Raw genomic sequence first — 26,260 nt, 5'->3', positions numbered from 1 at the left:
TTGGCTCACTCACCGTATCGATCGGGTCACGGCCGGGTCCAGAAAACTGCAGCTTGTTGCAATTCCGTAGGTAACAGAACCGCCACTCACGGCGTCGAACCGGGTGACAGGGACCTCGGGAGGGTGGCTTTGACACGGGCGACGGAGGATTTCGAGGAGTTCGCGAAAGCGCGGACGCCGCAGCTGTACCGGTCGGCATGGCTGCTGGCCGGTGAGCACCACCTGGCCGAAGACCTGGTCCAGGAGACGCTGGCCAAGCTGTACCGGGCGTGGCGGCGGGTGGAGCAGACCGACAACCCGGCGGCGTACGCGCAGACCGTCCTGGCGCGGACGTACATCTCCCAGCGGCGTCGGCGCAGCTCGACGGAGCGACCTGTGGAGCGCACACCCGACCGAGCCGACCAGACCGGTGACCACGAGCTCCGCCTGTCCTTGCTGCAGGCAATGGCCGAGTTGTCCCCACTCGACCGAGCAGTCCTGGTACTGCGGTATTTCGAGGATCGCAGTGCGGAGCAGGTCGCGGACGACCTCGGCAAGAACACCGGTGCGATCCGGACCCGCACGTCACGCGCGCTGAGCCGTCTCCGGGCAGTCCTGGGCGACGAAGCCGTTCATCTGGCCGCACTATGACCTGGGAGCCCCGATGACCAACCTGCACGACAGCCTCCCGGACCTGATGCGCCGGGCGACCGAGGACCTGCAGCCCGCCACCCCCGAGCTGGTTGCCCGCGGCATCCGTCGCGGGAAGGTGCTGCGACGGCGCCGGACCGCGCTAGCAGGTCTGTCCGGCGCAACCGCCGTACTGGCCACCCTTGGAGTCGTCATCGGCAGCAGTCAGGTACTGCGCACCGATGCCCAGGTAGAGCCGGCCAGCACGACAGTTCTGACTCCCAAGCCGACCGTTTCGCAACCAGTGACGCCGGCGGAGACCTTGGCGACGCTGACGAGCCTCCTGCCGAACGGACTCACCCCGATCACCTCCACGAAGTCCGGTGGTTATGGCCTCGGCACCAACGAGGCCAGCGTGCTGCTCGACGACGGTGCCGGGGCCTCGCTGCTCACGCTGAGCATCACCACTGCGGACGCCATCACCGACTGCAACCCGTTTCCACCCGGAACGTGCACGATCCACGCAGACCGCAGCGTGCACGTCGTGTACGACAACCAGCCGCTGTACCCGGACCGACCGACCCCCGGTGGCGTCCGGGAGACCATCGTGGAGCTCTTCCGGCCCAACGGCACTCAGATCAGCCTGACCAACTTCAACGCCCCCAAGGAGAAGAGCGAGCACACCCGGACCAGTCCGCTGCTGACAGCGGCCCAACTGGCAGAGATCGCTCGCAGCACGCAGTGGGTCTTCCCACCCCGCCAGGCGACTACGGGGTCTTAGCGGTGCACGAGCGTGTGCTCGAAGGAGTACCGGCTCGCGCGGTACAGGTGGGAGCCGTACTCGACCGGCTGGCCGTGGTCGTCGTACGTGATCCGCGTGGTCGCCAGAAGCGGTGAGCCCGGCTCCTCCGACAGCAGCTTCGCCTGCTCGGGTGTTGCCGGTATGGCGGAGATGGTCTGGTGCGCCACCTTCAACCGGACCCCCTCAGCGCGCAGCAGCTGGTAGAGACCACGCTCGGCCAGCGTGGCCGGGTCGGTCTCCAGGATCTCCGGCGGCAGCCAGTTGCGCATCAGAGCGAGCGGCTCGCCGTCTGCTCGCCGCAGTCGCTCCAGCCGCAGCACCCGGTCGCCCAGCTCGCATTGCAGTGCAGTGGCGACCTCTGCCGTCGCGGGTGAGATTCCGAAGCGCAGTACGTCGGTTTCGGGCTTACGGTGCGCCGAGGTGAGGTCGTCGTACAGGCTGGTCAGTTCGAGCGAACGACGTACCTGTCCGGAGTTGCCGACCACCTGGGTCCCGACGCCGCGTTTGCGGACCAGGAGGCCCTGGTCGACCAGACGGGCGATCGCCTGGCGAACGGTCGGCCGGCTCAGTCCATAGGCCTCGGCCAGGTCCACCTCGTTGCTCAGCCGGGACCCGACGGGCAGTTCGCCGCCCTGGATGGCCGCCTCCAGCTGCTGCGCCAGCTGCACGTGCAACGGCGTACGGCTGTTCCGATCGACCTGGACCTGGACGGTACTCATGGGCTCATCCTGAAGGCTGGACCGGAATCCGTCGAGCCACCACCCGAATTTGATCAGACCTGGCGCCGCCCGCTGCCGGAGCCGAAACCCGCTGAACGCCGGGTGAACTTTCCGGCCGCCACGGTCCGGATCGCGGGCACCGGGTTTGGCACCTGGGCATGCTGGGGCAGGATGACGGCTTCGCCTGCTCGGAGAGCCTATGTCGTGAGGAACTAGGCTTACCGGGTTCGCCGCTCTCGAGGACTCGCCCCCGCCGCCCGGATCGCTGTCAGCAAGGGAGAACGCATGGAACCGCTTCGCATCGGCATCCTCGGTGCCGCCCGGATCGCCGGCCGGGCCATCGTCGAGCCGGCCAAGCTGACCGGCGCGCGGCTGGTCGCGGTCGCCGCGCGCGACACCGGCCGCGCCGAAGCCTTCGCCGCCGAGCACGGTGTCGAACGGGTCCACGCGTCGTACCAGCAATTGCTGGACGATCCGGAGATCGAAGCCGTCTACAACCCGCTGGCGAACGGACTGCACGGTCCGTGGAACCTGCGGGCTCTTGCCGCAGGCAAACATGTGCTGACCGAGAAGCCGTCGACCAGCAACGCCGCCGAGGCGCTGGAGGTCCGGGATGCCGTCCGCGCCTCCGGTCTGGTGTTCATGGAGGCGTTCCACTACGCGTACCACCCGGTGATGCGGCGGCTGCAGGAGCTGGTCTCCAAGGGCGAGCTCGGCGACCTGCAGCAGGTCGAGGCGACGATGGTGATGCCCCCGCCGCCGGACGCCGACCCGCGCTGGTCGCTGCCGCTCGCCGGCGGCGCCGTGATGGACGTCGGCTGCTACGCGCTGCACGCGCAGCGGATGTTCGGGCAGTACGCCGGTGGCGCGCCGACGCTCGTCAGCGCCCGCGCCGGTGAGCGCAAGCGGCTGCCTGGTGTGGACGAGTGGCTGAACGCCGACCTCGAGTTCCCGAACGGCGCGACCGGCGTAGTGCGGACCAGCATGGCGGCCGACGACGTCGAGTTCAGTCTCAAGGTCGTCGGCAGCCGTGGTGAGGCGTTCGCCCCGTTCTACGTGCTCCCGCAGAAGGACGACCGGGTGATCGTGACGACCAAGGAAGACACGTGGGTCGAGCACCTCGGCACGCGCACGTCGTACACGTATCAGTTGGAGGCGTTCGCGGGGGCTGTCCGCAACGGGGCTCCGCTGCTCACCGACGCCGACGACGCGCTGGCCACGATGGAGCTCATCGACGCCTGCTACCTCGCCGCGGGGATGGCTCCGCGACCGGTCTCCGCGATCTGATCGCCGCGGCCGGCGACCGCGTGCGCAAACGCCTGGATGAACGGGTGCGGGCGCCTGCCGTCACCGGCCAGCTCCGGCTGGAACAGGCTGGCCAGGTAGAACGGGTGCTCCGGCAGCTCCGCGATGCGCGGTTCCCCCGCGTCGTCGTACCCACTGAAGACCATCCCGTGCTCGCGTAGTGGTCCTAGCTTGCTGCTGTCCAGGCCATACGCGCAGTGGTAGCGCTCCATCGAACGCTCTACACCTAGTAGCTCCGCCGCGCGGCTCCCCGGCCGTACCTGCACCGCGCCCTCATGCCCCTCGAGCGAGCACTGCATGGGCACGATCAGAAGGTCGTCGGCGTCCGGCGTGCTCTCCGCGTGCTGTGCACCGGTGGCGCCGCAGACGTTGCGCGCGAACTCGAGCATCGCGTGCTGGAGCCCGGCACAGGTGCCGAGGAACGGTATGCCGTTCTCGCGGGCGATCCGGACCGCGGTGATCGCGCCGGCCTCGCTGCGGTACGGGCTGCCGGGCAGCAGCCAGATCCCGTCGAAGGCCTCCAGCGCATCGTCCACCTCGTCGGTCGGGACCCAGTACACGTCGAGGTCCAGGTGTTCACGCTCCTCGAGCGCTTGGAGCAATCCAGGAATCCGGGAGTGTGAGCGGACATGCGGCGAGCGGTCACCGACCAGGGCAAGGCGTCCGGAGTAAGCGTGCATGGCTCCATCCTCAGGCTGGGGCGAGCATCAGCGCCAACGATGATCTCTGCATGGTCGATCAGAGATACTGATACCCGTGGATCCTCATCTGCTGCGGACGTTCGTCACGGTCGCCGAGTGCGGCTCGTTCTCCGCCGCGGCCTCGCGACTCGGCTACACCCAGTCCGCGGTGTCCCAGCACATCGCCGCCCTGGAGAGCGACCTCGGTACGCCGTTGCTCCGCCGACGACCCGTCGTACCGACACCGGCGGGCGAGCGCCTGCTCGAACACGCCGGCCCGATCCTGCTCCGCCTGGACGCGGCCCGCGCCGACGTACGCCGTACCGTCGCGGACCCGCCCAGCACCCTCACCCTCGCCGCGTCTCCCCTGGCGACCCGGTCACTCGCGACCGCGCTGGCCGAGGTACGACGCGCCTATCCCGGCACCGACACGTCGCTGACCGTCTGTGGGCGTGATCAGGTCGTCGCGGGTATCGCCGCCGGCACGTTCACCCTCGGACTAGTCGACGGTATCGCCACCCCCACCGACCCCCTCAACCTGACCAACGCCGTACAGCTACGCACCACCTCCGTCGCCCACGACGCCCTGGTCGTAGCCCTTCCCACGACCCACCCACTGGCGCGGTCCGGCCGTGGTCTCTCACTCGGCGATCTCGCTGACGCGCGGTGGATCGACGCCCCCGACATCGCCGCCCCGCTTGCGACGTTGCGCGCCGCAGCCGGCTCCGACGCGCTCCGCCCGGCGTTCACCTACAACGGCACCGACCTCCACACGCTGCTCACTCTGATCAGCTCCGGCCATGGCTTGGCGGTGCTCCCGCGGGCAGCGGTCACACCAGACGTCGCCGCCGTTTCACTCACCACGCCACGCCTGGTCCACCGCACCGAGCTCCTGCACGGCCACCTCTCCGAGCCAGCTGCAGAGGCCGTGGCCGCCGCCCTCTCAGACCACGAGTAGTTGCTCCAGGCCACCACGTGTCATCGGCCGGTCCAGCACCTCGACAGCCTCCCGCTCGGCGAAGACCGCGCGCTCGGCGTCCTCCGGGTCGATCGCCTCGCAGATCGCGTTGTACGTCCAGTTCAGCCAGCCGGAGATCGCCACCGCGAACGAGTCCAGCCCAAGCTTCGGCCACTCCCGCACTTCGCCGTACCCGTCCCGGAACGCCGACAGCCCACGCTGGTTGACGTGCGGCCGCATCAGCCACTGCGTCAGCGCGGAGCCGAGCTCGAGCTCGGGGCTGAGCGATCCGGCGAAGTCCCACTCCATGACGGTGAGCTCTCCGTCGCGTCCCTGGCGAACGTTCTCCGGGTTCAGGTTCCGGTTGCAGAGCATGAGTTCGTCCGGTGCCTCGAGCTCGATCGCCTGCAACTCGCGGAACACCGGCAAGCGTGCCTCGAGTTGCTCGGCCCATGGTTTGCCGGCCGCCCGCGCACGACCGAGGAGGTGCTGCCACTCGGCCTCTGAGCGACGGTAGGTCAGGTAGCCGTGGATCGGCTCGTCGCTCGGGATGGCCAACGCGTGCAACGTCCCGAACAAGGCACCCGCTCGACGAGCCATCGCCGTCGACACCGGCAGGACCGGCTCCGGTCCGACTTCGAGCCACTCGTGCACACGCCAGTTCCCGCCGCGCACCTTCTCGATCAGGCGGCCGTGCGGACTGATCGCCGCGGCCGGCGCGGCGACTCCCGCCGCGACAGCCGCGTCACGGAGCCGGGCGCCGAGTTTGGCTTGCTCATCCGTGATCCAGTCGTAGACCGTGACGGCCAGCCAACGCCCGCGATCGGTCCGGAACTCCCAGCAGCGCCCCATCGCGGTGAACAGCACGGGTTTGGCCGGCTCGGTCAACGTCCCCAGGTCGAACGCTTCGGCGAGGTCCTCGGCCAGACCTTCAGGCGCGGTGGGCGTGTCCGCGGCCCGGCGCTCGACCTCGGCCTTCAACGCCGGCCAGTCGCGGACGCCGTACTCCGCGGCCAGCGCACGTTGCGCGTCCGCGAGCGAGGCGCCCGGCGTGGACTCCCGGAGTACCGCGAGGAGATCCTTCGCTTCCTTGCGCAGGTACTCGATGCTGGGCCGATCGGGCAGCAGTTTCATGATGCGTCCTCTCGCACCCGGACTCGCACGGGTCTCAAGAGAGCGTCATCGATCGCACTCGGCTCCGGGAATCGAGGTGGCTTCCAGCCTTCCGGCGAGTCTCGGTGCGCCCTCGAACGCACCAGCGAGGCTACCCAGCCCGAGCCCGCCGGTCAACGGTCACGCGCGCCGGCCCGCCCGGGACCGCAGTCCCCGGGGAACTGCGGTCCGGACGGCTACTTCCGCCCTTGTTTGGTGGGCGGGATGATCGAGCTGTCGCTCGGGTTCGGTTTCGGCCGTTTGGGTTGCTTGGGTTTGCGGACTTCACGCCCGCCTTTGTTCTTGGACATGACGCACTCCGGAGCTTGCAGATCGCGACTGAGGACGGGCCGACGGCCCTGCGTACGCCGCGGTACTCCTCATGCCCCGGGGGTCACCTTCGACGCTACACCCAAAGCGCCGTTCAGTCGTGGGTTGGGAAGCCGAGGTTGATGCCGCCGTGGGACGGGTCCAGCCAGCGCGAGGTGACCACCTTGCCGCGGGTGAAGAAATGCACGCCTTCGGCCCCGTGCGCGTGGGTGTCGCCGAACAGCGAGTTCTTCCAGCCGCCGAACGAGTAGTACGCCATCGGCACCGGGATCGGGACGTTGATCCCGACCATCCCGACCTCCACCTCGTTCTGGAACCGGCGCGCCGCCCCGCCGTCGTTGGTGAAGATCGCCGTCCCGTTCCCGTACGGGTTCGAGTTCACCAGCTCGAGCGCATCGTCGTACGACGACGTACGCACCACGGACAGCACCGGGCCGAAGATCTCGTCGGTGTAGATCGACATCTCCGGCGTCACCTTGTCGAACAGCGTCGGACCGAGCCAGAACCCGTCGTCCGCGCCGTCGAAGTCACCCGCGCGCCCGTCGACCACCAGCTCGGCGCCGGCCTCGACCCCGGCCGCGACGTACCCGGCGACCTTGTCGCGGTGCTCGCCGGTCACCAACGGGCCCATGTCGCAGCCGCGGGTCCCGTCGCCGGTCGTCAGCTTGCCCATCCGCTCCTTGATCTTGCCGATCAGCTCGTCGGCGATCGGCTCGACCGCCACCAGCGCGGAGATCGCCATGCACCGCTCGCCCGCCGACCCGAACCCGGCGTTCACGGCCGCGTCCGCGGCGAGGTCCAGGTCCGCGTCCGGCAGCACGATCATGTGGTTCTTCGCGCCGCCGAGCGCCTGCACGCGCTTGCCGTTGCGGGTGCCGTTCTCGTAGACGTACTTCGCGATCGGCGTCGACCCGACGAACGACACCGACTTGATGTCCGGGTGTTCGAGCAGCCGGTCGACCGCCTCCTTGTCACCGTGCACGACGTTCACGACGCCGTCCGGCAGGCCGGCCTCCTTCCACAGCCCGGCCATCGCGTTCGCCGCGGACGGGTCCTTCTCGGACGGCTTGATCACCACACTGTTGCCACAGGCAACAGCGATCGGGACGAACCACATCGGCACCATGGCCGGGAAGTTGAACGGCGAGATCACGGCGCTGACGCCGAGCGGCTGCCGGATCGAGTACACGTCGACCTTGGTCGAGACGCCCTCGCTGTACCCGCCCTTGAGCAGGTGCGGGATCCCGCAGGCGAACTCGATCACCTCGAGGCCGCGGGTCACCTCGCCGAGCGCGTCGGACAGCACCTTGCCGTGCTCGGCGGTGATCAGCTGCGCGATCCGGTCCTTGTCACGGTTCACCAGCTCGCGGTACGCGAACAGAACCTGCGCGCGCTTCGTGAGCGAGGTCTGGGCCCAGGTCTTCGACGCCTCGTGAGCGACCTTGACGACCTCGTCGACCGTGGCCGCCGACGCCAGGTCCAGCTCACCCGTGACCTGACCGGTCGCGGGGTTGTAGACCTTGCTGGTCCGCTCGGCCACGCCGGTCCACGAGCTGCCGCCGACGAGGTGGGTGATGCGCTTGCTGTCAGTACTCACGATGTTTCCTCACTGCCGGTGGTGTTTCCGAAACGCTGTCCGTCCTGCTGCCCGCGGCTCATCCCAGAACCTTGCTCCGATCGGCCAGGGCGACGTCGACGGGCTTGCCGGTGCTCAACGACTCCAGCCCGGCCTCGCAGACGGCCGCCGCCGCGTAGCCGTCCCAGGCACTCGGCCCGTCGATCGCACCGCGCACGGTGGCGTCGACCCAGCGTTGCACCTCGATGTCGTACGCCTGCTCGAACCGGATCCGGAAGTCGGCCGGCATCGTGCCGCCCCACCGCTCGCCGGCCCGGGTGAAGACACCGGACCCGAGACCGATCGTGGCGCTCCCCCGCTCGGCGACCGCCTCACACCGGACCTCGTACCCGACCTGGAAGTTCACGAACACCTCGACGTCGGCCATCGCCCCGTTCGCCAGCTCGAACACGGCCAGCTGCGGATCGAGTACGCCGTCCCCGACCAGACTCGTCGGCGCCGGGGTGTGCACGGTGATCCGGGTGATCTCCTCGCCGAACAACCAGCGGGCGACGTCGACCTCGTGCACCATCGAGTCGCGGACGATCATCTCGCTCCGGAACGTCGGCGCGGCCGACTTGTTCCGGTGCACGTTGTGCAGCAGCAGCGTCCGCCCGAGGTCACCCGAGTCGAGCAGTTGCTTCAAGGCGGCGTACTCCGGGTCGAAACGCCGCATGAACCCGACCTGGATCAGCTGCCGTCCGAGCTTGTGTTCGGCCTCGACCACGCGCAACGCCGACGCCGCGTCCATCGTCAGCGGTTTCTCGCACAGCACCGGCTTCCCGTGCTCCAAGCAGGCGAACAGCTGCTCCGCGTGCGCGAACCCCGGCGACGCCAGGATCACCGCGTCGACGTCATCGGCCGCGATCAGATCCATCGGATCCTCGACCACGCGAACGGTCTCCGCGTACGCCGAACCGCCCGAATGCCTCGCCGTACTGGCGGGCTCACCGGCCGACCGTGGCGAGAGCCTGCCGGCGAGCGCCTCGGCCCGGCCCGCATCCGCGTCGGAGACCGCGACCAGGCGTGCGCCCGCGGTCTTCCGGACAACGCGTTCGGCATGGTCGGCGCCCATCACTCCGACGCCGACGATCCCGACCCGCAGATCGGTCATGTCCCCTCCTGCCCCTTCTGTCCATCATCCACGACCACCTCGGGGTTGATCTCCCGCAGCTCGTGGCTCAGCGCTTCCAGCTCGGAACCGCCGGCCATCTCGGTGGTCAGCTGTTCCAGCGTGATGTCGGCCCGATGCGTGTCGAGCGCCACCCGGCCGAGTTTCAGCACGACGAAGTGGTTGCCGACCAGGTACGCGTGGTGCGGGTTGTGGGTGATGAAGATGACCCCGATCCCGGCGTCCCGCGCCTTCACGACGTACTTCAGCACCACCCCCGACTGGTTCACGCCGAGCGCCGCGGTCGGCTCGTCCAGGATGAGCACCTTGGCGCCGAAGTGGATCGCCCGCGCGATCGCCACACACTGCCGCTGACCGCCCGACAGCTTGCCGACCGGCTGCTCGAGATCGGGGATCGAGATCCCCATCTTGGTCAGCTCCTCCTGCGCGATCCGCTTCATCTTCGCCGCGTCCAGCTGCCGGAACGGCCCCTTGGTGAGCTCGTTACCGAGGAAGAAGTTCCGCCAGACCGACATCAACGGCGCCAGCGCCAGGTCCTGGTAGACGGTCGCGATACCGCTGTCGAGCGACTCGCGCGGCGAGCCGAAGTGCCGCTCCTCGCCGTTCACCGACATCCGGCCGGACGTGTAGTCGTGCAGTCCGGCGATGATCTTGATCAGCGTCGACTTCCCCGCGCCGTTGTCACCGAGCACGCAGGTGATCTCGCCCTGCCGGACCGACAGCGACACCCCGCGCAGCGCCTGGATGTTGCCGTAGCTCTTACCGACGTCCTCGAGCAGCACGATCGGCGTGTTCGGGCTGGTCGACGCCTCGTCCGCGAACGACTCCGTGGTGGTCATCGTGCCTCCGCCCGGTTCTTGACGACGAGATTGACGATGGTCGCCAGCAGCAGCATCGCGCCGAGGAACGCCTTGAACCAGTCCGGGTTCCAGCCGGCGTACACGACGCCCAGCTGGACCATTCCGAAGATCAGCGCACCGACCGCGCCGCCCACGACCGACCCGTAGCCGCCGGTGAGCAGGCAGCCGCCGACGACCGCCGCGATGATGTAGAGGAACTCCTTGCCGACGCCTTCACCGGACTGCACCACGCCGTTCTGCACGAACAGCAGGAACATGCCCGTGAACCAGGCGAAGAACCCGACCGCCATGAACAGGCCGATCTTGACCTTCTTCACCGGCACGCCGACGGCCCGTGCCGCCGCCGCGTCACCGCCGACCGCGAAGATCCAGTTGCCGATCTGCGTCTTCAGCAGCACCCAGGCGGCGATCGCGACGAACACGATCCACCAGACGATCAGGATCTTGATCGTCACGCCGCCGATCTTGAACTCCGACGCGAAGATCGCCTTCGCCGCGCCGAACCCGTCCATGTCACTGATCGAGTTCGACGCGACGGCGCCGGAAGCGAGCCTGGTGACCGCGATGTTCAGGCCCTGCAGGATGAAGAAGGTGCCCAGTGTCACCAGGAAGCTGGGCAGGCCCGTCCGCATCAGCAGCCAGCCGTTGAACGCGCCGATCGCCAGCGAGAGCACCAGGGCGACGGCCGCGCCGACCCAGACGTTCACGCTGAACTGGTAGGCGAACAGGCCCGCGGTCAGGCCGGAGGTCGTCACCGCGACCCCGGCCGACAGGTCGAACTCGCCGCCGACCATCAGCAGCGACACCGGCACGGCCATCACACCGATCAATGCGGCCTGGTACAGGATCGTGCCGGTGTTGTTGATGTCGCGGAACGGCGGCGCGGCGATCACGAAGAACACCAGGATCACGGCCGCGCCGACGAGCGACCCGATCTCGGGCCGGCTGAGCAGCCGGGCTCCGATGGACCGGGCCGAGACCCGGTCGTCCGCCGCGGCGGGTGAGGTGATGGTCGATGCCATGGCGCTACCTCAGCGCGTCCCGGCTTCGGCGTACTTCTGGACCGCCGCGATGTTCGACTTGTCGATGAACGCGGGCCCGGTCAGGGTCGCCTCGCCGCCGCCGATGGTGTCGCCGTTGGTCCGGTAGAGCCAGATCGCGTCGACCGCGAGGTAGCCCTGCAGGTACGGCTGCTGGTCGACGGCGAACTGCACGGTGCCGTCGGCGACCGCCTTGGCCATCTCCTTGCTCATGTCGAAGCTGCCGACCTTCGCCGACGAGCCCGCGTCCTTGGCCGCCTGAACCGCGGTCAGCGCGATGCCCGCGTTCAGCGCGACGACATAGTCGGCGGTCTTGTCCGCCTGCAGCTTCGAGGTCAGGGTCGCCTGCGTGCCCGGCTGGTCGGTGCCGTTGACGTTGACGTTCTCGACGTTGCCGAACTTGTCCTTGATGCCCTGGCAGCGCGCCTCCAGGCTGACGTTGCCCTGCTCGTGGATGACGCAGATGACCTTCTTCGCGCCGAGCTGCTTCAGCTTCTCGCCGGTCGCCTGGCCGGCGATCCGCTCGTCCTGGCCGAAGTACCCGAGCGCGCCGGTGGTCTTCCACTGGTCGAGTCCGCCGTTGAGGATCGTCACCGGGATACCGGCGGCGATCGCCTTCTTGACGTTCGGGATCACCGCGTCCGGCTTGTTCAGCGTGACCGCGATGCCGTCGACCTTGGAGTCGATCGCGGTCTGCACGAGGTTCGCCTGGGCCGCGCCGTCCGGGTCGGCGGAGTACTGCAGCTCGATGTTGTCCTTCTTCGCGGCCGCCTCGGCCCCGCGCCGCACGATGTCCCAGAAGGTGTCGCCGGGACCCGAGTGGGTGATCATGGCAACCTTCATCCGCGGCGTGTCCGCGACGTTGCCGCCGCTGTCGCCGGAGCTCTGCTCCTTCTGCTTGCCGCCGGAGGAACTGCACGCGGCCAGAGCCGCGGCGAGCACGACAGCCGCGACCGCGGCCCCCGTCTTCTTCTGCCACCGAACCATGACTTGCTACCAGCCTTTCGTGAACCGCGCGACGTTGCGCGGACGTGCTTGGGGACCCGAGAGTGTCACACTCCCGCGGCCGTCATCTCGATCCGCCACCCCCACATCCAGTGAGATACGCCAACGTCCGCTGCGCGATCGGCAGCGGTACGTCGGGCGCACACGGGTACATGTCCTGCTCCACGATCGCGAACACGTCGGCGCCGAGCGCGGCCAGCGCGTCGAGGACCGGCGGGAGCTCGGGTACGCCGTTGGGCGGCTCGCACATCACGCCCCGCCGTACCGCCTCGTCCATGCTCAGGCCCTCGGCCTCGACCTCCGCGAGGATCTTCGGGGCGACCTGCTTGAGGTGGACGTAGCCGATCCGCTCCGGGTACTTCCGGATCAGCTCGAGGTTGTCGCCGCCGCAATAGCTGATGTGGCCGGTGTCGAGGCACAGGTTCACGAAGGCGCTGTCGGTCTCCTCGAGGAAGCGCTCGACCGTGTCCTGCGTGTCGACATGCCCGTCCGCGTGCGGGTGGTACTGCGTCTGGAGACCGAACTCCTCCTTGAGGCGTCGGCCCAGCTCGGTCACTGCCTTCCCGTGCCTGGCCTGTCCCTCGTGGTCCAGTCGGTCCTCGACGACCTCGCCGTTGTCACCGCGCCACATCGACGGCATCACGACCAGATGCTTCGCACCCATCGCGGCCGTCAGCTCGGCCGTCTTGACGACATCGCGCCAGGTCGCGTCCCACCCGTCGGGGCGATGCAGCTGCTCGAACGTCGTACCGGCGGTCATCGTCAGACCGCGCTGATCGAGCTCGTCCTGCAACCTGACCGGGTCGGTCGGAAGGTACCCGTACGGGCCGAGCTCGATCCGCGTGTACCCGGCCGCGGCGACCTCGTCGAGGAACCGCGTCCACGGTGTCTGCCGCGGGTCGTCGGCGAACCACACTCCCCACGAGTCCGGCGCCGTACCAATGTCGACTCTGCCCATCAGGCGTCCCCCTCGGCCGGAGTCAGGTACGGACGCTGGGCCTTCTTGCTCTCCTCGTACGTCGCCGCGGCGGCCTGCGTGGACTGCAGCTCCGACACCTCGCTGACCGGGACGTCCCACCAGGAGTCGCTGTCCGGACCGCCGACCAACGGGTCGGTCGTGACGTGGATCGCGATCGGCCCGGTGGCCGCCTTTGCGGTCTGGATCGCCTTCTCCAGCTCGGGCCGGCTGTGGACGTCGATCACGTCGACACCGAAACTGCGCACGTTCGCCGCGAGGTCGACGGGCAGGTAGTCCCCGTCGAGCCGGCCGTCACCGGTCCGCTTGCGGTACGCCGTCCCGAAGCGCTGCGAACCGAGTGACTCCGAAAGCGCACCGATCGACGCGAAGCCGTGGTTCTGCACCAGGACCACGATGATCTTGAGGTTCTCCTGGACCGCGGTGGCCAGCTCGCTGGACATCATCAGGTACGACCCGTCGCCGACCAGGACGAACACGTCGCGATCCGGCGCGCCGAGCCGGACACCGAGGCCGCCGGCGATCTCGTATCCCATGCAGGAGAAGCCATATTCGACGTGGTATCCCTTCGGGTCGCGCGGCCGCCACAGTTTGTGGAGGTCACCCGGCATCGAACCGGCCGCGCAGACAACCACATCAGACGCCGCCGACAATTCGTTGACGGCGCCGATCACCTCGCCCTGGGTGAGCAGTCCTTCGGCCAGCTTCGCGGTCACGTCGGCGGAGGGCCGGAAAACTGCGTCCACAGTTCCGTTCCAGTTCCTGGTGAGTTCCTGGGCCTCTGCTGTGTACTTGTCGTCCACGGACCACTCGCCGAGCGCGGATCCCAACGAAACAAGGGCTTCCCGTGCATCGGCCACCACCGGGAGGCCGGCATGCTTGCCACTGTCGAACCGCGCCACGTTGATGTTCAGGAACCGGACCCGCGGATTCTGGAAGGCGGTCCGCGATGCCGTCGTGAAGTCGCTGTAGCGGGTGCCGATCCCGATCACCAGGTCCGCGTCACGGGCCAGCGCATTGGCTGCCGTGGTCCCGGTCGAGCCGACCGCGCCCACCGCCTGCGGGTGATCGTAAGCCAGAGATCCCTTACCTGCTTGGGTTTCCGACACCGGTACGCCGGTGCGCTCGGCGAACTCGCGCAGCGCGTCCTCTGCGCCCGAGTAGTGGACGCCGCCGCCCGCGACGATCAGCGGTCGCTGCGCGGACCGTAGGAGATCTGCCGCCTTGTCGACAATTGATGCCTCCGGCAAGGGGCGTGCGACGTACCAGGTGCGCTCGACGAAGAGCTCTTCCGGCCAGTCGTAGGCCTCGGCCTGGACGTCTTGCGGCAAGGCCAGGGTCACCGCGCCGGTCTCAACCGGGTCGGTCAGCACGCGCATCGCGTTCATCAGTGCCGAGGGCAACTGTTCGGGCCGCCAGACGCGGTCGAAGTACTTCGACACCGGGCGGAACGCGTCGTTGACCGACACGTCACCGGCGCCGAAGCTCTCCAGCTCCTGCAGCACGGGTGTCGCCACCCGGGTCGCGAAGACATCCGAAGGGAGGATCAGCACCGGCAACCGGTTGATCGTCGCGAGGGCCGCACCGGTCACCATGTTGGTCGAGCCAGGGCCCACACTCGCCGTACAGGCGTAGGTCTGCAGCCGGTCACGGGTCCGGGTGAAGGCCGCCGCGGTGTGCACCATGGCCTGCTCGTTGCGGGCCAGGATGTACGGCAAGGCCTTCGGGTCCTCGAGTTCGGACTGCAGCAACGCCTGGCCGAGCCCGGCCACGTTGCCGTGGCCGAAGATGCCCAGTGACCCGGCGATCAGCCGCTGCCTGAGCCCGTCGCGCTCCGAGTACTGGACGCTCAGGAATCGCACCAGCGCCTGCGCGACCGTGAGACGCACCGTCATGACTCATCTCCTGTTTGTCCGAAAGGTAGGCGCGGATCAAGATGTTGGGAGTTCCACAGTTCGCGGACCCAGGCATGCTGCGGGTCGTCAGTGATCAGCCACTGGCGCTCGGTGCCGGGTCCGGCCATCACATTGAGGTAGTACATGTCGTAGCCGGGCGGTGCCATCGCCGGTCCGTGCCAGCCGTGCGGGACCAGCACCACGTCACCGCTCCGGACCTCCGCCAGGACGTCGATCGGGCGCTCCTCGGTGCCGTAGACCCGCTGGTAGCCGATCGGATCGTTGCCCTTGACACCTTCCGGGACGTCGTCGGACAGCTGCAGCTCGAAGTAGTAGATCTCCTCGAGCTCGCTCTCCTTCCCCGGCTTGTGCTCGTCGTGCTTGTGCGGCGGGTACGACGACCAGTTGCCGGCCGGCGTGATCACCTCGCACGCAATGATCGAGTCCGCCTCGAGGACGCCCGGCGTACCGAAGTTGCGGACCTGGCGGGAGGCGACCCCGGCGCCACGGAGCTCGGTCTCGACCTCGTCGGCGCCGATCCGCCGGAACGGATGGTCCGTCGCCGCCTTGGCATGCGGGAACGCGATCCGCGCGCCACCGGCACTGACCACGGCGAAGGTCGTGTTTCGCGGCACGTACGCCAGGTCGGTGGCGCCCGCGAACACGTCCGCGCGTCCCCCCAGCGGGACCGCGTCGCCGTCCACGATCACCTCGGCCGATCCGCTCAACGGAAGGACGATGTACTCACAGTCGCCCGAATCGATCTCCACCGACTGCCCAGGAAGCAGCGTGCGAACCAGCAACCCCGTGTGATGCCACTCCGCCTCGCCCGGCCGCACCGCGAGCTCGAACCCGTCGCTCGCAGCGGTCCCGGCCGGCCGAACCCATTCAGTCATTCCAACTGTCCTTCCTCAGCACCTCAGCGGTCCGGGTCATGCGGTGACACCGTGAACGAGAGCGGCTGCGTGGTCGACGGCCGCTGCCACGTCGCCGTCCGGTGGGAACAGCAGCGCCCGTCCGACCACGAGTCCGCGGACCGAGGGCAGCTCGAGCGCCTTACCCCACGAGGCATAGGTCGCTTCCGGCTCCGCGGTCGGATCGCCGCCCAGCAGCAGCGTCGGCAGAGTCGTTGCCTCCATCACCCGATCGAGCTCGTCGACGACCGGCAGCTTGAGCCAGGTGTACGCACTCGTCGCGCCGAGACCGGACGCGATCTGGATCGACTTGATGACCGAGTCGGGGTCGAGCAGGTTCGCGACTCGGCCGTCCTCGCCGCGCGTCGACCAGAACGGCTCCACCATCGCCATCAGCTTGTGCTCCGCCAGCCCGGTCACGGCCGCGGCGCTGCTCTCCAGCGTCGCCACGGTCCCCGGATCATCGAGGTCGATCCGGGTCAGCATCTTCCCGCCGTCGAGCCGCCGCGCGGCGATCTCGTCAGCGGTCCGGTACGCCGTGAACCGGTCGTCCAGCTCGAACGCCGACCCTTGCAACCCGCCCCGGTTCATCGACCCGATGACGACCTTGCCTTCCAACGCACCGAGCAGCAGCAGGTCCTCCAGCACGTCGGGCGTCGCGAGTACGCCGTCCACGCCCGGCCGCTGCAGCGCGATCAGCAACCGGGCAATCAGATCGGCCCGGCTCCCCATCGCCATCCGATCGCCCCGCACCCCCAACGCACCCCGCGCCGGATGATCAGCAGCCACGATCAGCAACCGCCCGTCATCCCCCACCAACGCCCGAGTACGCCGCTGCAGCCACCCCTCAGCCACCCGCTCCGGATGCCGAACCCGAATCTCCGTCAACTCCCCCAACCGCTCCCCAACGCCCCGAACCAACCCAACCCGCGCAACCCCACCCAGACCGGCGTCGGTCGAGTGAGTCGGGTCGATCGCGGCTTCCGTCAGGCTTGCCTGGTCTTCGAGGACCTGTCCGGTGTCTTCCTCCAACTCCGGAACACTCGCTTCCTGCACGTCCTCCGACATCCCGGGGTCGAACACCACGGTCGGCTGCAGGTCAGCTGGCGATTGCTGGTCAGCGGGCGGCTCCTCCGCCGGCGGGGTAGGCGGGGTCGCGGGTGGTGTGGTCGCGGCTGGTTGGCTCGCGGTGGGTGCGGGCAGCGTTGCTCGCTGCTCTCCACGGACTGTTTGACCACTCACCTGATGCCCCGGGGAAGCCTCCACCCTGGCCACCTGTTCCTCAGCCCCGGCCTCCGCACTCCCAGCCTGTTCGTCCGCTGGCTTCTGCTGGGTGGGGGGTTCGGGGGTGAGGTTCAGGTTGCCGATCACGGTTGTCTGGCCGTCGGGTGATGCGGGACGCGTGTCCATCATCACCGTCACGTCGTCAGGACCAGGTACGTCCGACCGAGGCACAACAACCGTCGGGTCGTTCACACCAGCGGTCGGCGTTTGCGAACCCGGCGGCGTAGGCCGGTTGGCCACGATTGTTGGGTCGTTGGGGCCCGGCGTGAGCGTGGTGGCGTCTGGGTCCTCGTGTGGGCGCTGGATCGGAAGCGGGCGGGCGTGTTCGGAGTACTGGTCTTCCTCGTGGGAGCTCATGATTCGGCCCCCAGATGGGCGAGGACCTCGTCGGTCGTGGGCATGGCGGTGGAGCATTCGAGGCGGGAGGCGACGATCGCGCCGGCGGTGTTCGCGAACCGGATGATCTTCTCGAGCGGCCAACCGGACAACAGCCCATGGCAGAGCGCCCCACCGAACCCATCCCCGGCACCGAGGCCGTTGACCACCTCGACCGGGTACGGCGGAACCTCGACACGCTCGTCCCGGGTCCGGGCAAGCGTGCCGCGCGGACCCTGCTTCACGACAGCCAGGTCGAGGCCGCGGTCGAGCAGCGCCTGCGCGGCCTTGTCGGGATCGGTCTCGCCGACGGCCACCTCGCACTCCTCACGGTTGCCGACAGCAACCGTGCAGTACTCGAGCGCGCGCGACACCTGCTCGTGCGCCTCCGTCGGGTCCGCCCAGAACATCGGCCGGTAGTCGAGGTCGAGCACCGTGATCGGGCGCCGCCCGCGGGCTTCCCAGGCGGCGAAGTGCGCGGATCGCGACGGCTCGGCGGACAGACCGGTCACCGTGGACCAGTAGATGCGCGCGTCCCGGATCGCGTCCAGGTCGAGCTCCGACGGGTTGATGACCAGGTCGGGCGCCTTCGGGAAGCGGTAGAAGTAGAGCGGGAAGCTGTCCGGCGGGAAGATCTCGCAGAACGTGATCGGCGTCGGCAGGCCGTCGACTCCGGAGACGAAGCGGTCGTCGACCCCGAGTTCGCCGAGCGTGCGGTGGATGAACACGCCGAACGGGTCGTTCCCGGTCCGGCTGATCACCGCCGACTTGCGCCCGTGCCGCGCCGCCGCCACCGCTACGTTCGTCGCGCTCCCACCGAGGAACTTGCCGAACGAGGTGACATCCTCCAGATGCGTCCCGATCTGCAGCGGATACAGGTCAACCCCGATGCGCCCGATCGTCAGTACGTCGTCCACCATCAGACCATCCCATCCACGCGGGTCCCGGCGGCGGTCATTCGAGCCCCGCCGCGATCGACCGCAGGTGCGCGATACTCGCCCGTACGTCGGCCAGCGGCCCGTCGTCGACCGGGCGCGCACGCAGGATCGTGTCCTGTTCGAGGACGTACCACCCGTCGTACCCGGACTTCTCGAGCGTGCTGACGATCGTGGTGATGTCGATGTCGCCGGCTCCGAGCGGGCGGTACATCCCGGCGCGTACGGCGTCCGTGTACGAGACCTCACCGGCCTGCACCCGCGCGGCCCAGGCGGCGTCGACGTCCTTGAGGTGGGTGTGGCGGATTCGCGACGTGTGCTCGACTGCCAGCGCCACGGGGTCGACCCCGCCGATCAGCAGGTGGCCGGTGTCGAGCGTAAGGCCGATCGACGAACCGTTCAGCACGTGCTCGACGTCGTCGGCGTTCTCGACCATGGTCCCCACATGCGGGTGAATGGTCGCCAGTACGCCCCGGGAGCCGGCGAGCGACGACAGCCGGTCCAGGTTCGCGAGCAGCACCTCCCAGCCGGGCGAATCCAGGACAGGCCGGTCGTCGTACCCGTCCTGGCCGGTCGCCGCGGCGAGAACCAGAGTCCCGGCGCCGGCCGCGACGAAGCCTTCGAGCGCGGCGGCAACCTCGGGCGCGGGATCGTGCGACGGGTCGTGGAGTACGACCGGCACGAAGCCGCCGACGGCCCGAAGACCGACGTCTGCCAGGGTTTTCGCCTTCTCCTCCGGTTTGTCCGGCAGGAACCCGTCCGGTCCGAACTCGGTCGCCGCCAGCCCGACCGCGCGCATTTCGGCGAGTACCGTCACGGCGTCGTACTGCCAGCCCCAGTCCGGCACCTCGCACACGCCCCACGAGATCGGGGCACCGGCGATCCGGGCAGCAAGTTCAGTCATCTCGAAACCCTTCACAGCGTGACGACGCGGTTCTCGTGGTGGGACAGTTCGCAGGCGTCGGCGATCCGGAACGCGGCGAGCGCGTCCCGGACCGTGCACGGCACCTCGCGGGTCCCGGCGACGACCTCGGTGAAGGCGGTCAGCTCCGCGACGTACGCGGGCTGGAAGCGGTCCATGAACGTCATGTGCGGCGGCCCCTCGGGGAAGCTGACCCCCGGCTCCGCCGACCGCAGCGCGGTGTGCGAGTCCAGTCCGACCGCGATCGACCCGAGGCTGCCGTGCAACTCCATCCGTACGTCGTGCCCGGCGCCGTTGTACCGCGTCCCGCTGACCGCGACGAACGTACCGTCGTCGAGCGTCAGCAGCGCGGCCGCCGAGTCCACGTCGCCGTACTCGCCGAAGAACGTCTCGCCGCGGTTCGCGCCGGTGGCGTAGACGCTGACGACCTCGCGGCCGGTGACGTAGCGGATGATGTCGAAGTCGTGCACCGTGCAGTCGCGGAAGAAGCCGCCGCTCTGCGGGATGTACTCGCGGTGCGGCGGGAACGCGTCGTTCGTGTTCGCCCGGATGTGGTGCACGAACCCGAGCTCGCCGGTCTGCACGGCGGCCCGCGCCGCCTGGTACCCGGCGTCGAACCGGCGCTGGAAACCGATGTGTACCGGCACCGAGGACGCCTCGACGAGCTCGACCACCCGCGAGGTCTCCGCCAGGTCGAGCGCGACCGGCTTCTCACAGAACGTCGGCACGCCGGCCGCCAAACCCGACGAGATCAACGAAGCGTGCGCGGACGTCGCCGCCGCGATCACGAACCCGTCCAGGCCGGACGCGAGCAGCGCCGGTACGTCGGGAACCGACTCGACGCCCAGCTCCTTCGCGACCGCCTGGGCCCGGGCGGGGTCCGCGTCGGCGACGACCACCTGATCCACCGCCGGCAACTCCTTCAGCGTCGCGGCGTGGAACGCCCCGATCCGCCCGACCCCGACCAACCCGATCCGCATCCGCGCTGCCCCTCTCGAAGAACAGGCGCGCCACAGCCCCTGCGGCGCGCTGGTTGCCGTTCAGCTTTCCGGCCCGTGCCGGGGAGTGTCAATACTTTGTTAACACATTCTCACGTACGGACATGACCGGGTAGCATCCGCTTATGAATGCCCTGCCGATCCAGCTCGATCGGACCAGCCCGGTGCCGCTGTACCACCAGCTGGCCGAGCAGCTGACGGCCGCGATCACGGACGGCCGGTTGCGGCCGGGCGACCCGTTCGAGAACGAGATCGGCATGTCCGACCGGCTGAACCTGTCCCGTCCGACGGTCCGGCGGGCGATCTCCGAGCTGGTCAACCAGGGCCTGCTGGTCCGTCGCCGCGGCATCGGCACCACGGTCGCGAACCAGATGGTGCACCGCAAGGCCGAGCTGACCAGCCTGTACGACGACCTCGCCCGCGAGGGCCGGACGCCGCGGACCGAGGTGCTCGCGCTGGACTGCGCGGCGCAGGACGACCGTGCCGCCGCCGTACTCGAGGTCCCGCCCGGCACCCCGCTGGTCGCGATCGTCCGGCTCCGGTACGCCGACGACCTACCGCTCGCGATCATGCGCAACTGGCTCCCGCCAACCCTCGACGACCTCACGTTGGAGGAGCTCACGAAGGACGGTCTGTACGCCGTCCTCCGGGCTCGCGGGATCCGCCCGACGGTCGCACGGCAACGCATCGGCGCCCGCAACGCAACCGCCGAGGAACGCCGTACCTTGCACATGTCGAAGGCGGAGCCGCTCATCACCATGACCCGCTCCGCCTACGCCGCCGACGGAACCCCAGTCGAATACGGCAGCCACTGCTACCGAGCCGACCAGTACTCCGTCGACGTACTCGTCTCCGAACGTTAGGACACGCCCTAAGCCTGGTTGGCGATCAGGGTTCGGACCAGGCGGAGGCCTACGGAGAGGTGGGCTAGTTCGGGGCCTTCGGTTTCGACGATTTCTTCGAGCATGGTGGCGGCTCGGGCCAGGGCGGTGGCGTTCTGGTCCTGCCAGGTGATGACGCGGTCCTCGGGGTCGGCCGACGGGTCGGTCGTGGCGAGGACTTGCTGGGTGAGACGGGCGTGCACGGCGTGCAGGTCGTCGCGGAGCGCGGCGCGGGCCATCGTCTGCCAGCGGTCGGTGCGCGGCAGGCCGATGATCCGCTCCAGGAAGCGGCCGAGCTGCAGGCGCTCGCCGAGGGCGAAGTGGACCTTGGCGACCTCGAGGATGTCGATGTCCTCGCGCGACGCGGTCTCGACGATCCCGAGCCCGGCGTAGGCCGGCGGCAGCACCGCGATCCGGGTCGCGAAGTCGTCCGCAACCCCCTTCTGCACCAGGGCTTCGCGCCGCTGCTCGAACAGCGCCAGCTCACGACCCCGCAGTACGTCGGGCAACGCCGCGGTCAGCTTCGCGATCCCCGGACCGAAGAACTCGATCAGTTCCTCGATGTCGACCGGAGGCCGCCGGTTGCTGACCAGCCAGCGAGTGGCGCGCTCGACCAGCGTCCGCGTCTCGAGCCGCATGTGGGTCTGCGTCCCGGCGTCGACCACGTTGTCGAGTTCGGCGTTGCGGGACAGCAGTTCGGGCTGCGCGAAGATCCGCGAGGCGGCGAGGTTCGCCCGGACGACGTCCTCGACGGTGCCGCCGGTCTCCAGCGAGAGCCGGTGGTACGCCGTGACGCCAGACGTGTTCACGAACTCGTTGACCACCTGCGTCGTGATGATCTCGCGCCGCAGCTGGTGCCCCTGGATCTGGTCGGCGAACCGCTCCTGGATCGCCTTCGGGAAGTAGCTGGCGAGCTTGTGCTTCAGGAACGGGTCGTCGGGCAACGAGGTCTTGAGCAGCTCGGCTTCCAGCACGATCTTGGTGTACGCGATCAGCACCGAGAGCTCCGGCGACGTGAGTCCCTTGCCGTCGGCCTTGCGCTTCTTGAACTCGGTGACGCTCGGCAGGAACTCCAGCTGCCGGTCCAGCAGGCCTTCCTTCTCGAGCCGCCGGACCCAGTCCTGGTGGACGTGCATCAGCGCCGGCGCCTGCTCGGCCGCGTTCGCCAGGGCGATGTTCTGCCGGTAGTTGCTCTTCAGCACCAGCGCCCCGACCTCGTCGGTCATCGACGCGATGATGTCGTTGCGCTGCTTCTCGGTCAGGTCGCCGTCGGCCACGACCGTGTCCAGCAGGATCTTGATGTTCACCTCGTGGTCGGAGGTGTCCACACCGGCCACGTTGTCGATGAAGTCGGTGTTGATCCGGCCGCCGGCCGCGGCGTACTCGATCCGGCCGAGCTGGGTGAAGCCGAGGTTGCCGCCCTCGCCGACCGCGCGGGCGCGCAGCTCGGACCCGTCGATCCGGATCGCGTCGTTGGCCTTGTCGCCGACGTCGGCGTTCGACTCGCCGGCCGACTTCACGTAGGTTCCGATGCCGCCGTTCCAGAACAGGTCGACCGGCGCTTTCAGGATCGCGTTCATCAGCTCGGCCGGTGTCAGCGTCGGCGCAGCGCTCTCAATGCCGAGCGCGGAACGGACCTCGGCGGAGATCGGGATCGCCTTGTCGGTCCGCGGGAACACCCCGCCGCCGGCGGAGATCAGGGACCTGTCGTAGTCCGCCCACGAGGACCGCGGCAGGTCGAACAGCCGCCGCCGTTCCGCGAACGACGGGGCCGCGTCGGGCGTCGGGTCGAGGAAGATGTGCCGGTGGTCGAACGCGGCCACGAGCCGGATGTGCTCGGACAGCAGCATCCCGTTGCCGAACACGTCACCGGACATGTCGCCGACGCCGACGACGGTGAAGTCCTCGCTCTGGCAGTCGTGCCCGAGCTCGCGGAAGTGCCGCTTGACCGACTCCCACGCGCCGCGGGCCGTGATGCCCATCGCCTTGTGGTCGTAGCCGACCGAGCCGCCGGACGCGAACGCGTCACCGAGCCAGAACCCGTACTCCTTGGCGACGCCGTTCGCGATGTCCGAGAACGTCGCCGTACCCTTGTCGGCCGCGACGACGAGATAGGCGTCGTCACCGTCGTACCGGACCACGGAGGCGGGCGGAACGATGTCACCGGCAACGATGTTGTCGGTGATGTCCAGCAGCCCGGAGATGAACGTCTTGTACGACGCGATGCCCTCGGCCAGCCACGCGTCCCGGTCAGAGGAATCGGGCAGCTGCTTGGCGTAGAACCCGCCCTTCGCGCCGACCGGCACGATCACCGAGTTCTTCACCATCTGCGCCTTCACCAGGCCGAGGACCTCGGTGCGGAAGTCCTCGCGGCGGTCCGACCAGCGCAGGCCGCCGCGCGCGACCGCGCCGAACCGCAGGTGCACACCTTCGACCCGCGGCGAGTACACGAAGATCTCGTACGCCGGCCGCGGCTGCGGCAGGTCCGGGATGGCCTTCGGCTCGAGCTTCAGCGAGATGTACGACCGCGGCTTCCCGTCGGCGCCCGGCTGGAAGTAGTTGGTCCGCAGGGTCGCCTTCATGACGGTCAGGTACGAGCGCAGGATCCGGTCCTCGTCCAGGCTCTGCACCGTGTCCAACGCGGCCAGGATCTCCTTCTCCAGCTGGTCGGTCCGCATCGTCCGGTCCGGGTCGTCGGCCGGTCCGCGCGCCGGGTCGAAGCTGGTCTCGAACAGCTGCACCAGCAGGCCCGCGACGTCGACGTGGTTCAGGAAGGTGTTCTCGATGTAGTCCTGGCTGAACGGCGTACCGCCCTGACGGATGTAGCGCTGGTACGCGCGCAGGATCGACACCTGCCGCCAGCTGAGGCTGCCGCGCAGCACCAGTGCGTTCAGCTTGTCTGACTCGGCCCGGCCCTCCCAGACCGCCTGGAACGTGTCGGAGAACAGGGTGCGCAGTTCCTCGCGCTCCTCGGTGTCCTCCGGCGCCCGCAGCCCGAAGTCGTAGATGTAGGCCATGGCGCCGTCGTCACAGCGGATCTCGTACGGGCGCTCGTCGACGACCTCCACGCCCATCGCGCTCAGGTGCGGCAGCACCTGCGACAGCGACAGCGACGACCCGGTGCGGAACACCTTGAACCGCCGTTCGCCCTCCCACTCCTCGTCGAGCGGGGTGTAGAGCGACATCGCCAGCCCGTTCTCGGACGGCAGCCCCTCCAGGACGTGTACGTCGTTGACCGCGACGCGTGCGTCGAAGTCCTCCTTGTACGCCTCCGGGAACGCGTTGGCGTACCGGCGTGACAGCTTGGTGACCGCCCCGTCGCCGCCCTTCGCGTGCAGCGCCGCGGTGAAGTCGTCCTGCCACGCCCGGGTCGCCTCGATGACCTGCTGCTCCAGCAGCTCCGCGTCGTACTCGCCGACCGTCTCGCCCTGCTTCATCCGCACCACGAAGTGCACGCGGGCCAGCACGGACTCGGTGACGTAGGCGGCGTACGTGACGGTCTCGGCGCCGATCGCGTCCTTCAGGATCTGCTGCATCTTCAGCCGGACCGCGGTGGTGTAGCGGTCACGCGGCAGGTACACCAGGCAGGACAGGTACCGGTTGTAGACGTCACGCCGTACGAACAGCTTGACCGCGCGCCGCTCCTGCAGGTGCAGCACCGACTGCACGATCGGCAGCAGGTCCTCCACAGGCGCCTGCAGCAGCTCGTCGCGCGGGTAGGTCTCCAGTACGTCGAGCAAACCCTTGCCGCTGTGGCTGTTCGGGTCGAAGCCGGTCAGGCGGAACAGCTCCAGCGCCTTGCGCCGCAGCACCGGCACCTGCATGACGCTCTCGGTGTACGCCGTCGACGACAGCAGGCCGATGAACCGGCACTCGCGGACCGGGTTGCCGTTCTCGTCGAACTGCTTGATGCCGACGTAGTCCAGGAAGGTCGACCGGTGCACCGTGGAGCGGGAGTTGGCCTTGGTGAGGATCAGCAGCTTCCGCTCCTGCGCCTTGGCGCTCACCTCCGGCGGCAGCTTGCCGGAGCCCGGCTTCGGGTCCGGCCGGAGGATGCCCAGCCCGGTCCCGGGGCTGCCGCGCAGGATGCCCTGCTCGCCCTCCATGGTGAAGTCGTACTCGCGGTAGCCCAGGAACGTGAAGTGCTCGTCGGCCAGCCACTCGAGCAGCTCGCGGGCCTCCTCCACCTCGCTCTCGGAGACCGGCAGGTCGGCGGCGTTCAGCCCGGCGGCGATGGTGACCGCCTTCTCGTGCATCTTCGGCCAGTCCTCGACCGACTCGCGGACGTCGTTCAGCACCTTCTGCAGGTCCTGCTCGAGCGCGCGGTGCTCGGCGACGTCCGCGATCCGCTCGATCTCCAGGTGCATCCAGCTCTCGCGGACCAGGTCGTGCCCGTCCGCGGTCGCGCTGTCGTCGAGGACCTCCTGCAGCGTGCCGGCGACGTCGCGGCGGACCACGAACTGCGGGTGGATCAGCAGCTGCAGCTCGAGGTTGCGTTCGGTGATCGCCATCGAGGCGCTGTCCACCAGGAACGGCATGTCGTCGATGACGATCTCGACCACGGTCCGGCCGCTCGCGGACCAGCCGTGCTCCTCGAGCGTCGGCGTGAAGACGTGCACCTTCGCCGTACCCTGCGGGCGGGACATCGCGGACTTGTAGTGGTGCCGCGCGGCGCCCAGGCAGTCGTTCGGCTGGCGCTCGGCGACGTCCTCGGCGGCGACGTGCCGGTAGTACTGCTCGAGGAACGTCTTCAGCTTGCCCGGGTCGGCCGACTTGTCGTGCCCATGTGTTCCCGCGGCCACCGCCTTGGCGAGCACATCCGCCTTCTGGACGTCCAGCTTGCTCTGCATTCCCCACCGTCTCCACACGTGAC

Annotated in this window: 21 protein-coding genes; 5 read left to right on the top strand and 16 right to left on the bottom strand. The window is 68.8% G+C overall.

The window, feature by feature from the left end; genetic code table 11:
* Positions 1–129 precede the first annotated feature (129 nt).
* Both E0H92_RS24350 and E0H92_RS24345 read left to right on the top strand, forming a co-directional pair.
* Positions 130–630 carry a SigE family RNA polymerase sigma factor gene (locus E0H92_RS24350; protein ID WP_202873790.1) on the top strand — a complete coding sequence of 167 codons (501 nt, stop codon included), beginning with the start codon at positions 130–132 and terminating at the stop codon, positions 628–630.
* A 13-nt stretch (positions 631–643) separates the two neighbouring features.
* Positions 644–1,390 carry a hypothetical protein gene (locus E0H92_RS24345; protein ID WP_131497824.1) on the top strand — a complete coding sequence of 249 codons (747 nt, stop codon included), beginning with the start codon at positions 644–646 and terminating at the stop codon, positions 1,388–1,390.
* Here E0H92_RS24345 and E0H92_RS24340 read toward each other — a convergent pair.
* Complete coding sequence (locus E0H92_RS24340; protein ID WP_131460015.1) at positions 1,387–2,130, bottom strand: GntR family transcriptional regulator; 744 nt, start codon at positions 2,128–2,130, stop codon at positions 1,387–1,389. The two genes, E0H92_RS24345 and E0H92_RS24340, sit on opposite strands and share 4 nt — an antisense overlap.
* Before the next feature lie 285 nt (positions 2,131–2,415).
* Here E0H92_RS24340 and E0H92_RS24335 point away from each other — a divergent pair, with 285 nt between their 5' ends.
* The gene (locus tag E0H92_RS24335; RefSeq protein WP_131497823.1) at positions 2,416–3,417 is read left to right on the top strand and encodes a Gfo/Idh/MocA family protein; all 1,002 of its coding nucleotides are present in this window, start codon (positions 2,416–2,418) and stop codon (positions 3,415–3,417) included.
* On the opposite strand, the gene E0H92_RS24330 is transcribed toward E0H92_RS24335, so the two are convergent.
* Entirely contained in the window at positions 3,372–4,115 is a 744-nt protein-coding gene (locus E0H92_RS24330; RefSeq protein WP_131497822.1) for a CTP synthase C-terminal region-related (seleno)protein, read from the bottom strand. The two genes, E0H92_RS24335 and E0H92_RS24330, sit on opposite strands and share 46 nt — an antisense overlap.
* A 76-nt stretch (positions 4,116–4,191) precedes the next feature.
* Here E0H92_RS24330 and E0H92_RS24325 point away from each other — a divergent pair, with 76 nt between their 5' ends.
* Entirely contained in the window at positions 4,192–5,073 is an 882-nt protein-coding gene (locus E0H92_RS24325) for a LysR family transcriptional regulator (protein ID WP_131497821.1), read from the top strand.
* On the opposite strand, the gene E0H92_RS24320 is transcribed toward E0H92_RS24325, so the two are convergent.
* The 13 genes from E0H92_RS24320 to E0H92_RS24260 all read right to left on the bottom strand — a co-directional run bounded on the left by E0H92_RS24320 (position 5,059) and on the right by E0H92_RS24260 (position 20,488).
* Positions 5,059–6,207 (bottom strand): aminoglycoside phosphotransferase/kinase family protein, encoded by a 1,149-nt coding sequence (locus tag E0H92_RS24320; protein ID WP_131497820.1) that lies wholly within the window; start codon positions 6,205–6,207, stop codon positions 5,059–5,061. The two genes, E0H92_RS24325 and E0H92_RS24320, sit on opposite strands and share 15 nt — an antisense overlap.
* Positions 6,208–6,649: 442 nt before the next feature.
* Entirely contained in the window at positions 6,650–8,152 is a 1,503-nt protein-coding gene (locus E0H92_RS24315; protein ID WP_131497819.1) for a CoA-acylating methylmalonate-semialdehyde dehydrogenase, read from the bottom strand.
* 58 nt (positions 8,153–8,210) lie between these two features.
* Complete coding sequence (locus tag E0H92_RS24310) at positions 8,211–9,284, bottom strand: Gfo/Idh/MocA family protein (protein WP_131460021.1); 1,074 nt, start codon at positions 9,282–9,284, stop codon at positions 8,211–8,213.
* Positions 9,281–10,141, bottom strand: coding sequence for an ATP-binding cassette domain-containing protein (locus tag E0H92_RS24305; protein ID WP_131460022.1), 861 nt, complete (start codon positions 10,139–10,141; stop codon positions 9,281–9,283). Before E0H92_RS24305 ends, E0H92_RS24310 begins: the two co-directional genes overlap by 4 nt.
* Positions 10,138–11,184, bottom strand: coding sequence for an ABC transporter permease (locus E0H92_RS24300; protein WP_131460023.1), 1,047 nt, complete (start codon positions 11,182–11,184; stop codon positions 10,138–10,140). The genes E0H92_RS24305 and E0H92_RS24300 overlap by 4 nt, the downstream gene beginning before the upstream one ends.
* 9 nt (positions 11,185–11,193) lie before the next feature.
* Positions 11,194–12,189, bottom strand: coding sequence for a sugar ABC transporter substrate-binding protein (locus E0H92_RS24295; RefSeq protein ID WP_131460024.1), 996 nt, complete (start codon positions 12,187–12,189; stop codon positions 11,194–11,196).
* Between the two features lie 82 nt (positions 12,190–12,271).
* Entirely contained in the window at positions 12,272–13,165 is an 894-nt protein-coding gene (locus E0H92_RS24290; protein ID WP_131460025.1) for a TIM barrel protein, read from the bottom strand.
* Entirely contained in the window at positions 13,165–15,078 is a 1,914-nt protein-coding gene (iolD, locus tag E0H92_RS24285; protein ID WP_131497818.1) for a 3D-(3,5/4)-trihydroxycyclohexane-1,2-dione acylhydrolase (decyclizing), read from the bottom strand. The genes E0H92_RS24290 and iolD overlap by 1 nt, the downstream gene beginning before the upstream one ends.
* Positions 15,075–15,974: a 5-deoxy-glucuronate isomerase gene (iolB, locus tag E0H92_RS24280; protein WP_131497817.1), complete on the bottom strand. Its 900-nt coding sequence runs from the start codon at positions 15,972–15,974 to the stop codon at positions 15,075–15,077. Before iolB ends, iolD begins: the two co-directional genes overlap by 4 nt.
* Positions 15,975–16,010: 36 nt before the next feature.
* On the bottom strand, positions 16,011–16,889 hold the full coding sequence (locus E0H92_RS24275; protein WP_131498357.1) for a Cgl0159 family (beta/alpha)8-fold protein: 879 nt from the start codon (positions 16,887–16,889) through the stop codon (positions 16,011–16,013).
* 740 nt (positions 16,890–17,629) lie between these two features.
* Positions 17,630–18,571: a 5-dehydro-2-deoxygluconokinase gene (gene iolC, locus E0H92_RS24270; protein ID WP_131460029.1), complete on the bottom strand. Its 942-nt coding sequence runs from the start codon at positions 18,569–18,571 to the stop codon at positions 17,630–17,632.
* A 34-nt stretch (positions 18,572–18,605) separates the two neighbouring features.
* On the bottom strand, positions 18,606–19,490 hold the full coding sequence (locus E0H92_RS24265; RefSeq protein ID WP_131497816.1) for a sugar phosphate isomerase/epimerase family protein: 885 nt from the start codon (positions 19,488–19,490) through the stop codon (positions 18,606–18,608).
* Between the two features lie 11 nt (positions 19,491–19,501).
* The gene (locus E0H92_RS24260) at positions 19,502–20,488 is read right to left on the bottom strand and encodes a Gfo/Idh/MocA family protein (protein ID WP_131497815.1); all 987 of its coding nucleotides are present in this window, start codon (positions 20,486–20,488) and stop codon (positions 19,502–19,504) included.
* A 143-nt stretch (positions 20,489–20,631) separates the two neighbouring features.
* Here E0H92_RS24260 and E0H92_RS24255 point away from each other — a divergent pair, with 143 nt between their 5' ends.
* The gene (locus E0H92_RS24255; RefSeq protein WP_131497814.1) at positions 20,632–21,369 is read left to right on the top strand and encodes a GntR family transcriptional regulator; all 738 of its coding nucleotides are present in this window, start codon (positions 20,632–20,634) and stop codon (positions 21,367–21,369) included.
* 8 nt (positions 21,370–21,377) lie between these two features.
* On the opposite strand, the gene E0H92_RS24250 is transcribed toward E0H92_RS24255, so the two are convergent.
* Positions 21,378–26,237, bottom strand: coding sequence for an NAD-glutamate dehydrogenase (locus E0H92_RS24250; RefSeq protein WP_131497813.1), 4,860 nt, complete (start codon positions 26,235–26,237; stop codon positions 21,378–21,380).
* Positions 26,238–26,260: the final 23 nt, after the last annotated feature.

This window comes from Kribbella speibonae (assembly GCF_004331375.1).
Lineage (GTDB): Bacteria > Actinomycetota > Actinomycetes > Propionibacteriales > Kribbellaceae > Kribbella > Kribbella sindirgiensis.
The sequence above is the reverse complement of the archived record's forward strand: the minus strand, read 5'-3'. Positions and strand labels throughout refer to the sequence as shown.